9 protein-coding genes and 1 pseudogene are annotated in these 12,153 nt (G+C 68.3%); 6 read left to right on the top strand and 4 right to left on the bottom strand.

The features are described from left to right. Positions 1 to 1,412: DEAD/DEAH box helicase (locus AC1DSO_RS16070; protein ID WP_477069777.1), on the bottom strand; the 1,412-nt coding region annotated here is incomplete at its 3' end. Positions 1,413 to 1,553: 141 nt separating this feature from the next. Between AC1DSO_RS16070 and AC1DSO_RS16065 the strand changes: the two genes are divergently transcribed. Genes AC1DSO_RS16065 through mfd form a run of 3 tightly spaced genes read left to right on the top strand, consistent with a single transcriptional unit; the run spans position 1,554 to position 6,071 of the window. Further along, positions 1,554 to 2,267, top strand: a complete 714-nt coding sequence (locus AC1DSO_RS16065; RefSeq protein WP_477069776.1) for a class I SAM-dependent methyltransferase — start codon at positions 1,554 to 1,556, stop codon at positions 2,265 to 2,267. A 23-nt stretch (positions 2,268 to 2,290) separates the two neighbouring features. Further along, positions 2,291 to 2,584 (top strand): FAD assembly factor SdhE, encoded by a 294-nt coding sequence (locus tag AC1DSO_RS16060; protein WP_477069775.1) that lies wholly within the window; start codon positions 2,291 to 2,293, stop codon positions 2,582 to 2,584. 22 nt (positions 2,585 to 2,606) lie between these two features. Beyond that, a complete protein-coding gene (mfd, locus tag AC1DSO_RS16055; protein ID WP_477069774.1) occupies positions 2,607 to 6,071 on the top strand; it encodes a transcription-repair coupling factor in 3,465 nt (1,154 codons plus the stop codon). A 15-nt stretch (positions 6,072 to 6,086) separates the two neighbouring features. On the opposite strand, the gene AC1DSO_RS16050 is transcribed toward mfd, so the two are convergent. Next, the gene (locus tag AC1DSO_RS16050) at positions 6,087 to 6,242 is read right to left on the bottom strand and encodes a hypothetical protein (RefSeq protein WP_477069773.1); all 156 of its coding nucleotides are present in this window, start codon (positions 6,240 to 6,242) and stop codon (positions 6,087 to 6,089) included. A 317-nt stretch (positions 6,243 to 6,559) separates the two neighbouring features. Here AC1DSO_RS16050 and AC1DSO_RS16045 point away from each other — a divergent pair. The 3 genes and pseudogenes from AC1DSO_RS16045 (at position 6,560) to ligD (ending at position 10,095) form a co-directional block, all read left to right on the top strand. Beyond that, positions 6,560 to 6,820: pseudogene (locus tag AC1DSO_RS16045) on the top strand (hypothetical protein). Positions 6,821 to 7,158: 338 nt separating this feature from the next. After that, positions 7,159 to 7,431 (top strand): hypothetical protein, encoded by a 273-nt coding sequence (locus AC1DSO_RS16040; RefSeq protein ID WP_477069772.1) that lies wholly within the window; start codon positions 7,159 to 7,161, stop codon positions 7,429 to 7,431. Between the two features lie 9 nt (positions 7,432 to 7,440). Next, on the top strand, positions 7,441 to 10,095 hold the full coding sequence (ligD, locus tag AC1DSO_RS16035) for a DNA ligase D (RefSeq protein WP_477069771.1): 2,655 nt from the start codon (positions 7,441 to 7,443) through the stop codon (positions 10,093 to 10,095). A 118-nt stretch (positions 10,096 to 10,213) separates the two neighbouring features. Here ligD and ku read toward each other — a convergent pair whose 3' ends face one another. Both ku and AC1DSO_RS16025 read right to left on the bottom strand, forming a co-directional pair. Beyond that, positions 10,214 to 11,056 (bottom strand): non-homologous end joining protein Ku, encoded by an 843-nt coding sequence (ku, locus tag AC1DSO_RS16030; protein ID WP_477069770.1) that lies wholly within the window; start codon positions 11,054 to 11,056, stop codon positions 10,214 to 10,216. A 54-nt stretch (positions 11,057 to 11,110) separates the two neighbouring features. Then, positions 11,111 to 12,142 carry a DNA topoisomerase IB gene (locus AC1DSO_RS16025; protein WP_477069769.1) on the bottom strand — a complete coding sequence of 344 codons (1,032 nt, stop codon included), beginning with the start codon at positions 12,140 to 12,142 and terminating at the stop codon, positions 11,111 to 11,113. Positions 12,143 to 12,153: the final 11 nt, after the last annotated feature.

The raw sequence follows: 12,153 nt of genomic DNA, 5'->3' as shown, positions 1-12,153 counted from the left end.
GCTTCGGCGCGCGGCGCGCGGTCGCGCTCGCGGCGCGGCTTGCGTTCGCGGGGCGGACGCGCTTCGGCGATGGCGGCTTCCGGCGCTTCGACGGCGACGGCGACGGCTTCCACAGCCTCGGCGGGCGCTTCGGCGGCGGTCTCTTCCGAGCGGCCACGGCTACGCGGCGCGCGGGGCGGACGTTCGCCACGCTCGGCGCCACGCTCGCCACGGTCGCGATCACGGCCGCCGCGCTTGCGGTCACGGTCGCCTTCGCGCTTGACGGTCACGGCGTTGGAGTAGTCCAGCTCGAGCTTCTCTTCGTCGGGCGTCGAGCCGATCAGCTTGACGACCTTGTCGAAGCCCTTGTCGTCGGCCGGGGTCACCAGCATGTAGGTGACGCCCGAACGCCCGGCCCGGCCGGTGCGGCCGATGCGGTGGACATAGTCGTCGGCGTGGTGCGGGACGTCGTAGTTGAACACGTGGCTGACAGCCGGGATGTCCAGGCCGCGCGCGGCGACGTCCGAGGCCACCAGGATCTTCAGCGCGCCCGAGCGGAAGTCCGCCAGGGTCTTCATGCGCTGGGATTGGTCGAGGTCGCCATGGATGGCGGCGGCGTCGAAGCCGTGCGAGCGCAGCGACTTGGCGACGATGTCGACTTCGGTCTTACGGTTGCAGAACACGATGCCGGTTTCGATCTGGGCCTTCTCGATCAGCGCCCGCAGCGCCAGGCGCTTGGCCTTGGGATCGGAGGAGGGCACCTTGACCAGAAGCTGGGTGATGTTCTCGTTGGTCGTCGCCGGACGCGCGGCCTCGATCCGCACGGGATCCTTGAGGAACTGCTTGGTCAGGCGGGTGATTTCCGGCGGCATGGTCGCCGAGAAGAACAGGGTCTGCTTCTTCGGCGGCGTCATCTTGAAGATGCGCTCGATGTCCGGGATGAAGCCCATGTCCAGCATGCGGTCGGCTTCGTCGACGACCAGGAATTGCACGCCGGTCATCAGCAGCTTGCCGCGCTCGAAGTGGTCGAGCAGGCGGCCGGGCGTGGCGATCAGCACGTCGACACCGCGGTCCAGCTTCTTTTCCTGATCGCCGAACGAGACGCCGCCGATCAGCAGCGCCCACGAGAGCTTGGTGCCCTTGGCGTACTTCTCGAAGCTGGAGGCGACCTGGTCGGCCAGCTCGCGGGTCGGGGCGATGACCAGGGCGCGCGGCATGCGGGCCTTGGCGCGGCCCGACTGCAGCTTGTCGATCAGCGGAAGGGTGAAGGCGGCGGTCTTGCCGGTGCCCGTCTGGGCGATGCCAAGCACGTCCTGGCCCGCGAGGGCGACCGGAATGGCTTGGGCTTGAATGGGCGTAGCAGTGGTATAGCCGGTGTCGGCGACCGCCTGCAGGGTCGTGGGCGAGAGCCCGAGATCGGAGAATTCTGTCATTACACGCTGGTCTGAGCCGGAGCCGCCCGTGCTTGGGCGAGCGGGCGGCGCGGATTCGCCAGACCTGCTCCGAAGGTCGGGATAAATAGGCCGAAAGTCGGCAAAGTCAATCTCCACAAGGCGATAGGGGGTACCCAGAAGATGCGTGACGACGGCTGGGACAAATCGGCCAAGGCCTGGATCGCCGACATGGGCGAGGCGGGCGACTACGGGCGTCAGTACGTGCTGGACGCGCCGATGATCGCGCGGCTGCGGCTTCTGCCGCCTGGCCGGGCGCTGGACGTCGGCTGCGGGGAGGGGCGGTTCTGTCGGATCCTGCGCTGCGAGGGCTTCGATCCGGTCGGGCTGGACCCGACCCTGGAACTGCTCGACGCGGCGCGAACCCGCGATCCCGAGGGCGTCTATGTCGAGGGCCGCGCCGAGGCGCTGGACTTTCCCGACGCCAGCTTCGACCTGGTGGTCAGCTGCCTGTCGCTGATCGACATCGCGCCGGCCGAGGCGGCCATCGCCGAGATGGTTCGGGTGCTAAGGCCCGGCGGGACCTTGCTGGTCGCCAACCTGACCAGCTTCTCGACCGCCCGCGTCCACGACGGCTGGCAAAGAGGCCTGCTGGGCCAGAAGACCCACTTCGCCATCGATCGCTATCTGGAGCCGCGCGCCGAGCGGCAGAGCTGGCGCGGCATCGAGATCGTCAACTGGCGCCGTCCGCTGAAGGACTACATGCAGTGGTTCCTGGGGCAGGGCCTGGTCCTGACCCACTTCGACGAGCCGGCCCCGGTCGGCGGTCCGCCCGAGCGGGGCGACAGCTATCGCCGCGCGCCGTGGTACGCGATCATGGAGTGGCGCAAGCCGTAAGGTCGCTCTATATCCGGCCGCGTATGACCATCGACCACGACTCTCGCCTTCGGCGCCTTCGTTTCCGCGCCTGGCATCGCGGTTTCCGGGAAGCGGACCTGATTTTGGGTCCGTTCGCGGACATCCATGGCCCGAACCTCACCCCGGAACAGTTTGACACCCTGGAAATCCTGCTCGAACAGCCGGACCGCGAGATCTACGCCTGGATCGTCGGCCAGGAACCGACTCCTGACGCATTCGAGACGGACGTCATGAGCATGATCCGCACGTTCAGGTTCGAGGCCCACGCCTCGCGCCCGGTCGGCGACGGCGCCTAGAGACCTTAGCTTAAGAGACTTCATGGCCTACGACGCCAAACAGATCGCCAAGGCCGCCGGCGGCTTGACCCTGGCCGGCGCGCCGGAAGGTTTTGACGCGCTGGTGATGGCCGATATCGCCCGGGCGCGCGGGGGCCTAACCGCCTTCGTGGCGCGGGACACCGCCCGGGCTGGCGCCTTCATCGACAGCCTGAAGTTCTTCGCGCCTGAGATCGAGGCGGTGCTGTTCCCCTCGTGGGACTGCCTGCCCTATGACCGCATCGGCCCGTCCTCGGGCGTCTCGGCCACCCGGATGTCGACCCTGTCGCGCCTGGCGCGCGGCCTGGGCGAGACCAAGCCCGCCCTGCTGGTCATCGCCGCGCCGGCCCTGCTGCAGCGCGTGCCGACCAAGGATGTGCTGCTGCGCGCCAGCTACAGCGCCAAGGTCGGCGCCGTCGTCGATATCAAGGACCTGGAGCGCTATTTCGCCGTCAACGGCTACACCCGCGCCTCCACCGTCTCCGAGCGCGGCGAGTTCGCGATCCGCGGCGGCGTCATCGACGTCTATCCGCCGGCCGCCGAGGAGCCGGTGCGCCTGGACCTGTTCGGCGACACCTTGGAAAGCATCCGCGCCTTCGACCCGGAGACCCAGCGTTCGACCCGGCAGCTGAAGGAGATCGACCTGCTGCCGGTCAGCGAGGCCCTGCTGGACGCCGACGGGATTTCGCGCTTCCGCAAGGGCTATGTCGCCGAGTTCGGCGCGCCGGGCGACGACCCGCTGTACGCCACCGTCAGCGAGGGCGGCCGCCGGGCCGGGCTCGAGCACTGGCTGCCGCTGTTCTACGAGCGGATGGCGACGCTGTTTGACTATCTGCCGGCCGGCGCCCTGATCGGCGTCGACCACCAGGCCACCGAAGCCCGCGACGAGCGCCTGGCCATGATCCAGGACGCCTACGAGGCCCGCTCGAACGCCGACCGCAAATCCGCCTACCGCCCGCTGGCGCCCGAAGCCCTGTACCTGACCGTGGCCGAGTGGGAGCGCGAACTCTCCGATCGCACCCACCGCTTGTTCACGCCGTTCCAGCCCCAGGGCCTGGACGTCGTCGACATGGGGGCCAAGCTGGGTCGCGTCTTCGCGGCCGAGCGGGCCCAGGACAGCGTCAACCTGTTCGAGGCCACTGCAACCCACGCCCGCGATCTCGCGGGCAAAGGAAAACGCGTGCTGTTCGCCTCGTGGTCCGAGGGCTCGTCCGAGCGCCTGGGGACGATGCTGGCCGACCACGGGCTGAAGAAGATCCCCTATGCCGCCTATTGGCAGGCGGCCAAGGCCAATGACCCGAAGGTTCCGCAGCGCGTCGTGCTGCCGCTGGACCACGGTTTCGAGACCGAGAGCCTGGCGGTCATTTCCGAGACCGACATCCTGGGCGACCGCCTGGCGCGTCCGCGCAAGAAGCGTCGCGCCGCCAACTTCCTGGCCGAGGCCAGCGCCCTGACGCCGGGCGATCTCGTGGTCCACATCGACCACGGCATCGGCCGCTACGAGGGGCTGAAGACCCTCGACGTCCAGGGCGCGCCGCACGACTGCCTGGACCTGCTGTATGGCGGCGAGGCCAAGCTGTACCTGCCCGTCGAGAACATCGACCTTCTGACCCGCTACGGGACCGACGCCGAGAACGTCCAGCTGGACAAGCTCGGCGGCGCGGCCTGGCAAGGGCGCAAGGCCAAGGCCAAGGAGCGCCTGCGGGTCATGGCCGAGGGCCTGATCCAGATCGCCGCCGCCCGCCAGCTCAAGCACGTCGAGGAAACCGACCCGCCGCACGGCGTGTTCGACGAGTTCTGCGCCCGCTTCCCCTACGAGGAGACGGACGACCAGCTCAGCGCCATCCACGACGTTCTGGAGGACTTGGCGTCCGGCAAGCCGATGGACCGCCTGATCTGCGGCGACGTCGGCTTCGGCAAGACCGAGGTGGCCCTGCGCGCGGCCTTCGTGGTGGCGATGAGCGGCAAGCAGGTGGCGATCGTCTGCCCGACCACCCTGCTGGCCCGCCAGCACTACAAGACCTTCAAGGACCGCTTCCAGGGCTGGCCGGTCAAGGTCACGCGCCTGTCGCGCCTGGTCACCGGCAAGGAGGCCGCCGAGACCCGCGAGGGCCTGGCCAACGGCCTGTTCGAGATCGTGGTCGGCACCCACGCCATCCTGTCCAAGCAGGTCTCGTTCAAGGACCTGGGCCTGGTCATCGTCGACGAGGAGCAGCACTTCGGGGTCAAGCACAAGGAGAAGCTGAAAGAGCTTCGCGCCGACGTGCACATGCTGACCCTGACCGCCACGCCGATCCCGCGCACCCTGCAGATGGCGCTCAGCGGCATCCGCGAGATGTCGATCATCGCCACCCCGCCGGTCGATCGCCTGGCGGTGCGGACCTATATCAGCCCGTTCGACCCGGTGACCCTGCGCGAGGCCCTGCTGCGCGAGAAGTACCGCGGCGGCCAGTCCTACTACGTGGTGCCGCGCATCAAGGACCTCGAGGACATCGAGAAGTTCCTCCGCACCCAGGTGCCCGAGGTGAAATACGTCGTCGGTCACGGCCAGATGGCGGCCACCCAGCTGGAAGACGTGATGACGGCCTTCTACGAGGGCCAGTACGACGTGCTTCTTGCGACGACTATCGTCGAAAGTGGGCTCGATATTCCGTCGGCCAACACCCTGATCGTCCACCGCGCCGACATGTTCGGCCTGGCCCAGCTCTACCAGATCCGCGGCCGCGTCGGCCGGTCGAAGGCCCGCGCCTACGCCTATCTGACCACGCCGGTCGAGAAGTCACTGACCCTGTCGGCCGAGAAGCGCCTGCAAGTTCTGCAGTCGCTGGACAGCCTGGGAGCCRGCTTTCAGCTGGCCAGCCACGACCTGGACCAGCGCGGCGGTGGCAACCTGCTGGGCGACGAGCAGAGCGGCCACATCAAGGAGATCGGCGTCGAGCTGTACCAGCAGATGCTGGAGGACGCCGTCGCCGAGCTGCGCCAGCGGCAAGGACAGGAGGCGTTGCTGGAGGACCGGGGCTGGTCGCCGCAGATCAACACCGGCGCGGCCGTGATGATCCCGGACGAATACGTGCCGGATCTGAACGTGCGCCTGTCGCTGTATCGCCGCCTGTCCGACGCCGAAAAGGCCGCCGACCGCGAGGCTCTGGCGGCCGAGATGATCGACCGCTTCGGCCCGCTGCCGCCCGAGACCGACTCCCTGCTCAAGGTCGTGGCCATCAAGGGCCTGTGCCGCGAGGCTAATGTCGCCAAGATCGACGTGGGCCCCAAGGGCGCGGTGGCCAGCTTCCGGGGCGACAGCTACGCCAACCCGATGGGCCTGATGCAGCACGTGGCCAAGAACAACCTGATCTGGAAGGTGCGCCCCGATCAGAAGGTGGTCGTAAAGGGCGAATGGGACACGCCCGCGCAGCGGCTCGACGCGGCGGAGAAGATCCTGACCGTGCTGGCCAAGCTGGCGAAAGGCTAGGGGCGCCCGCGACGACTAGTCGGCGCCGTTGCCAGGGGCGGTGGCGCTGGGATCGTGCGTCGCGTCGGTTTTCTTGGTCGGATCCAGTTCCGGCGGCGGCGGCGCTTCGAGGCCGGCGGGATGGGTTTCGCGCTCGTTGTCGTTGATGGGCTTGGTCTTTTCGTTCGGCATGGGTGATCGCCTCCGCTGTCCAAGGGAAACCCTTGGGCAGGGTCTTGGCTCCCGGTTCCGGACGTTGCGTTCAGCGGATATCCCCGTCCGGGGACGGGCATAGAACTCCTCTCTCTTTGAGAGAGGGAGGGGGCCGCGCCGCAGGCGTGGGAGGGTGAGAGGTTAGGCGAAGCCGGTCTGTGAGTTCGCGCATCTCACTGAGTTTTCGGGATTTATCGGTGGGCGGTGTAACCACTCACCCTCCCATGCTGCGCATGGGCCCCTCCCTCTCTCTCAGAGAGAGGGGTGATGCGAACCACGAGCKTTCAGCCCTTCTCATCCTCCCCCTCAAAACCTGCCGTACAGTCTCTTCACCTCGTCGCGAGGAAAGGGCGCATGGCCAGCGACCGATTGCGGCGGCGGGGGGYGATCGAGCGGTGAAGGTCCGAGGGGGATACTCGGACGGTCCGGGGACCTGGTGCGCTGCCAGGCCCGCCCGCCGTCGGCGTGGTTGAAGGTAAAAGGGCGTGTCAGGCTGCAAGCCCGTCCTCTTCGACCGCTGGGATCTTCCGGAAACGGAAGACCCTGGGTCCCGCTAAGGCCTGAACAGGGCCACCCGACGGGACGCTGGCGGATAACGGTCGCGCGGAGCGTCTGGCTTCGTCGAAACGGTACTTACAAACTCACACTCCGGACGCTGTCCGGCGCTCCGCGTCCCTTTCCATCCCTTCAGCGGCCAACCGCGTGAGGCGGCGGAGCTATGTGCGCAAATCCTCCCCCTAGCGGGGGAGGTGGCGCGAAGCGCCGGAGGGGGAAGTGAGGCTGAGAGATCTTCCCCCTCCGTCGGCTGCGCCGACACCTCCCCCTAGCGGGGGAGGATCTGAGGAACGCCGGCCGGCCTCTAGCCATTTCTTCCTGCACGCACAGGAGAAACGCCATGACCGATGTCGATACCGATGGCTGGGACGAGCAGGATGGCGCCGAGGCGCTGGACGAGGACGTGGTCGGCAAGGACGGCGAGCTGCGCACCTTCGAGGAGCTGCCCAACGTGCTGGACGTGACCCAGGCAGAGGGCGACGCCGACGATGACGACGCCTTGATCGGCGAAGAGCTGGACGACGACGAGATCATCGAACTCGAGCAGGACGACGATCCCGGCGACGGCCGCGACGTCGACGACCAGCGGCCTGAAGTCTTCGACGGCGAATAGAGGGCGGCGATGGCGGCGCGCAAGCTGGCGGCCTACGCGGCCAAACGCGACTTCAAGGTCACCGCCGAACCGTCCGGCGAGGTCGACGTCGCCGCCTCGGCGCGCGCGCGGTTCGTGATCCAGAAGCACGACGCCACGCGGCTGCACTACGACCTGCGGCTGGAGCACGAGGGCGTGTTCCTGTCGTGGGCCGTGACCAAGGGACCCTCGCGCGATCCRCACGATCGCCGCCTGGCGGTGCATGTCGAGGACCATCCGCTGGCCTATGGCGACTTCGAAGGCACGATCCCCAAGGGCCAGTACGGCGGCGGCACGGTGATGCTGTGGGACCGCGGCTGGTGGGCGCCCGAGCCGGGCTTCGACCTGGAGAAGGGCTTGAAGAAGGGCGAGATCAAGCTGGTCTTCGCCGGCGAGCGGATGAAGGGCGGCTACGTGCTCGTCCGGATCAACAACGACCGGATGGCCAAGGGGGCCTCGAGCGGCAAGCGCGAGAACTGGCTGCTGATCAAGCACCGCGACGAATTCGCCATCGAGGGCGACACCGACTTCCTGGAGGACACGTCCTTCTCGATCGCCTCGGGCCGGACCCTGGAGCAGATCGCCGCCGGCAAGGGCAAGGCCCCGACGCCGTTCATGACCAAGGCCGGGCCGGCGTCCGACGCCGTCTGGAGCAGCAAGGGCTCGCCCGAGGCCAGCGCCGAACAGGCCGCCGAGGCGACTGGCGCGCCGAAGGGGCGTGAGGCGAAAGGCAAGCCGGGACGAAAAGCGGCCATGCCCGACTTCGTGCCGCCGCAGCTGTGCAAGCTGGTCGACCGCCCGCCGGCCGGCGGCGACTGGGTCCATGAGATCAAGTTCGACGGCTATCGCATGCAGTTGCGGGTGGAGGGCGGTAAGGCCGCGCTGCGCACCCGCGCCGGCCTGGACTGGAGCGCGCGCTTCCCCCGGCTGATCGACGACGCCGCCGATCTCCCCGACTGCCTGATCGACGGCGAGGTCGTGGCCTTGGACGAGGCCGGCTCGCCCTCGTTCGCCGGCCTGCAGGCGGCCTTGGCCGAGGAGGACACCGACGACCTGATCTTCTTCGTCTTCGACCTGCTGCACGCCGACGGCGAGGACTTGACCGACCTGCCGCTGGCGGAGCGCAAGAACCGCCTGAAGACCTTGCTGGCCAACGCCTCCCCAAATGGCGGCGAACGCATCCGCTATGTCGAGCACTTCCAGAGCGGCGGCGAGGCGGTGCTGCAGTCGGCCTGCCGGATGTCGCTGGAGGGCGTGGTCTCCAAGAAGCTCGACGCGCCCTATCGCTCGGGCAAGAGCGGGACCTGGACCAAGGCCAAGTGCCGAGCCGGCCACGAGGTGGTGATCGGCGGCTGGACCACCACGGGCGATGCGTTCCGCTCGCTGATCGTCGGGGTTTATCGCGACGGCGACCTGGTCCATGTCGGCCGGGTCGGGACGGGCTATAGCCGCGACAAGGTCGGCAAGCTGCTGCCCAAGCTGAAGGCCAACGCCCGCAAGACCTCGCCGTTCGGCGGCAAGGGCGCACCGCGCGGCGGGCCGAACATCCACTGGGTGGAGCCCGTCCTCGTGGCCGAGATCGAGTTCGCCGGCTTCACGGGAGACGGCTCGGTGCGCCAGGCCTCGTTCAAGGGCCTGCGCGAGGACAAGCCGGCTCAAGCGGTCGAGGCCGAGGCCCCGGCGCCGGCCGACGAGGTCGAACTGGCCCAACCGAAAGCGGCCGCGCCGAAACGTTCCGGCGGCAAGGCCTCGGTGCTGGGCGTGGCGATCTCCAATCCCGACAAGCCGCTGTGGCCCGACGCCGGCGACGGGATGCCGGGAACCAAGCTGGATCTGGTCGAATATTTCGAGGCGGTCGGGCCGTGGATGCTGGAGCATATCACGGGCCGCCCGTGCTCGGTGATCCGCACCCCCGACGGCATCGGCGGCGAGACCTTCTTCCAACGCCATTCGGGCAAGGGCGTCTCGGCCCTGATCGACGACGTGACCGTCAGCGGCGACCGCAAGCCCTATCTGATGTTCAACACGGTCGAGAGCCTGGTCGCCGCCGGCCAATGGGGCGCGACCGAGCTGCACCCGTGGAACTGCCGGCCGGATGCGCCGGAGGTTCCAGGCCGTCTCGTCTTCGACCTCGACCCCGCGCCCGACGTGCCGTTCGAGGCCGTGGTCGAGGGCGCGCGCGAGATCCGTGACCGGCTGGAGGCCTTGGGCCTGGTGCCGTTCTGCAAGACCACGGGCGGCAAGGGGCTGCACGTGGTGACGCCGCTCAAGGGCGAGAAGGTCGACTGGCCCGCGGCCAAGGCCTTCGCCCGCGAGGTCTGCGCCCAAATGGCCGCCGACAGTCCGGACCAGTACCTGATCTCCATGGCCAAGAAGGATCGCGGCGGCCGCATCTTCCTCGACTACCTGCGCAACGACCGCATGAGCACGGCGGTCGCGCCGCTGTCGCCGCGAGGACGGCCGGGAGCGCCGGTGTCGTGGCCGGTGGCGTGGACCCAAGTGAGGAAGGGACTGGATCCCTCGCGGTTCAACATCCGGACCGTTCCAGGCCTGCTGAAGGATCTCGACGCCTGGGACGCCTATGCCGACAGCGAGCGGGACCTGGCGCCGGCGATCAAGAAGCTGGGGAGCGTGAAGGTCAAATGACCTGTCATCCCGGACAAGCGCGTAGGGCGCCGATCCGGGACCGCCGGGAGCGCTGAGTTCGTGGCGGTCCCGGGTCTCCGCTTCGCTCCGCCCGGGATGACAGAGGTAGGGGGAGCCCCTAGCCCGCCTTCTTCCTCGGCGCGGCCTTGTGCGCCGGCTTCTTCGCCGCCGCCTTGGCCGGCGCCTTGCCCAGGCTGTTCCTCAAGGCCTCCATCAGGTCCACGACATTGGTGTCGGCGGGCTCGTCGGGCGCGGAGACCTTGCGGCCCTTGCCCTTCTGCTTTTCCTTGATCAGGGCGCGCAGGGCGTCCTCGTAGCGGTCGTTGAACTGTTCGGGATCGAACGGGCCTTCCTTCTGCTCGATGATCTTCTGGGCGATCTGGATCATCGCCGCGTCGGGCTTCTTCTCGGGAATGGCGTCGAAGTACGAGGCCGCGTCGCGCACTTCGCGGCGAGTGCGCAGGGACCAGGCGATCATGCCGTTGTCGCGCGGCTCGATGGCCAACAGGCGCTCGCGCTGGTGCATGACCACCCGGCCCAGGGCGACCTGGCCCTCCTTGGTCATGGCCTCGCGGATCACGCCATAGGCCTCGGCGGCCAGCTTGCCGTCGGGGACCAGGAAATAGGGATTGTCCCAGTACAGCCGGTCGATCTCGTTGCCAGGGACGAAGCGCTCGATGTCGATCGTGCGGGTGCTTTCCAGGCGGACGCTGTCGATCTCGTCCTGGGTGATGACGACGTACTCGCCCTTCTCGTACTCATAGCCCTTGACGATGTCGGCGCGCTCGATGGGCCCCAGGTCGGGATCGGTCGGGATCATCCGGATCCGGTTATGGGTCTTCTTGTGCAGCATGTTGAAGTGCACGTCGCCGCGCGCGTCGGTGGCGGTGTACATGGCGACGGGGCAGGTCACGAGCGACAGGCGCAGGTGGCCCTGCCAGGTGGGACGGCCAGCGGCCATGGGCGTTTCTCCGTTCGACCGGACTCAACGGCGCGCACCGAGCGGCCGTTCCCGTCAGGCTTCGGAACACGAGGCCTCGGCGGCCTCCAGGAACCGCAGCACCGCCAGCTCGAACGCCCGAGCCGAGCCGCCGACCCTCAGCGGCAGGGCGCCTTGCTGATACGCCTCCAGCACCCGCGGATGAATGTAAGAACCCCGGCAGACCGCGGCGGTATTGCCCAGCAGGCCCGCGACGGCCTTGACGCAGGTATTGACGTTGCGCTTGGCCTCGGCGGCGCTTCTGGCCCTGGGGACCAGACATAAGGCCCGCGCGGCGGCCAGGGTGCCGGCCCAGGTGCGGAAGTCCTTGGCCGAGAAGTCCTCGCCGATCGCTTCGCGGATATAGGCGTTGACGTCGGCGCTCTCGACGGAGCGCCGCTGGCCGTCGTCATCGATGTACTGGAACAGTCGCTGGCCGGGGATGTCCTGGCAGGCCTTGACGATGCGGGCCAGGCGGCGGTCGCGGAACCCCGTCGTGTGGACCTTGCCGCTCTTGCCCTTGAACTGGAACGTGCCGCCGACGCCTGACAGCTTGGCGTGACGGTCGCGCAGGGTGGTCAGGCCGAAGCTCTTGTTCTCCTTGGCGTAGGCCTCGTTGCCGACCCGGATCAGGGTCAGCTCCATCAGCCGGACCACGGCGGCGATGACCTTCTCGCGGGGCAGGCCGCGACGGACGAGATCAGCCTCGACCCTTGCCCTCAGCTTTGGAAGCGCGCGGCCGAAGGCGATCATGCGGCCGAACTTCAGGCCGTCGCGGTCGCGCCGCCAGGCGTCGTGATAGCGGTACTGCTTGCGCCCCTTCTGGTCGCGGCCAGTCGCCTGGATGTGGCCGCGCGGGGAGGGGCAGATCCAGACCTCGGTCCAGGCCGGCGGAATGGCCAGCGTCCGGATGCGGTCAAGCGTGGCCGTGTCGGTGATCCGGTCGCCATCAGGATCGCGATAGTCGAAACCGCTCTTGGTCTGGACCCGCCGTATGCCGGGATCGTCGTCATTGACGTAGAGAAGGCCGGACGCGGCCGGCGGACCATCCATCGTATCGCGTGGCATCTCGCCCGCCC

It is taken from the genome of Caulobacter sp. P4_E5 (genome assembly GCF_056401555.1).
This window is presented reverse-complemented; position numbering and strand designations above follow the sequence as displayed.

What these genes read in the sequence shown, in the direction of transcription:
- AC1DSO_RS16065 (WP_477069776.1), top strand. Translation starts at nt 1,554, where the DNA reads ATGCGTGACGACGGCTGGGACAAATCGGCCAAGGCCTGGATCGCCGAC.
- AC1DSO_RS16060 (WP_477069775.1), top strand. Translation starts at nt 2,291, where the DNA reads ATGACCATCGACCACGACTCTCGCCTTCGGCGCCTTCGTTTCCGCGCC.
- AC1DSO_RS16050 (WP_477069773.1), bottom strand. Translation starts at nt 6,242, where the DNA reads ATGCCGAACGAAAAGACCAAGCCCATCAACGACAACGAGCGCGAAACC.
- AC1DSO_RS16040 (WP_477069772.1), top strand. Translation starts at nt 7,159, where the DNA reads ATGACCGATGTCGATACCGATGGCTGGGACGAGCAGGATGGCGCCGAG.
- ku (WP_477069770.1), bottom strand. Translation starts at nt 11,056, where the DNA reads ATGGCCGCTGGCCGTCCCACCTGGCAGGGCCACCTGCGCCTGTCGCTC.
- AC1DSO_RS16025 (WP_477069769.1), bottom strand. Translation starts at nt 12,142, where the DNA reads ATGCCACGCGATACGATGGATGGTCCGCCGGCCGCGTCCGGCCTTCTC.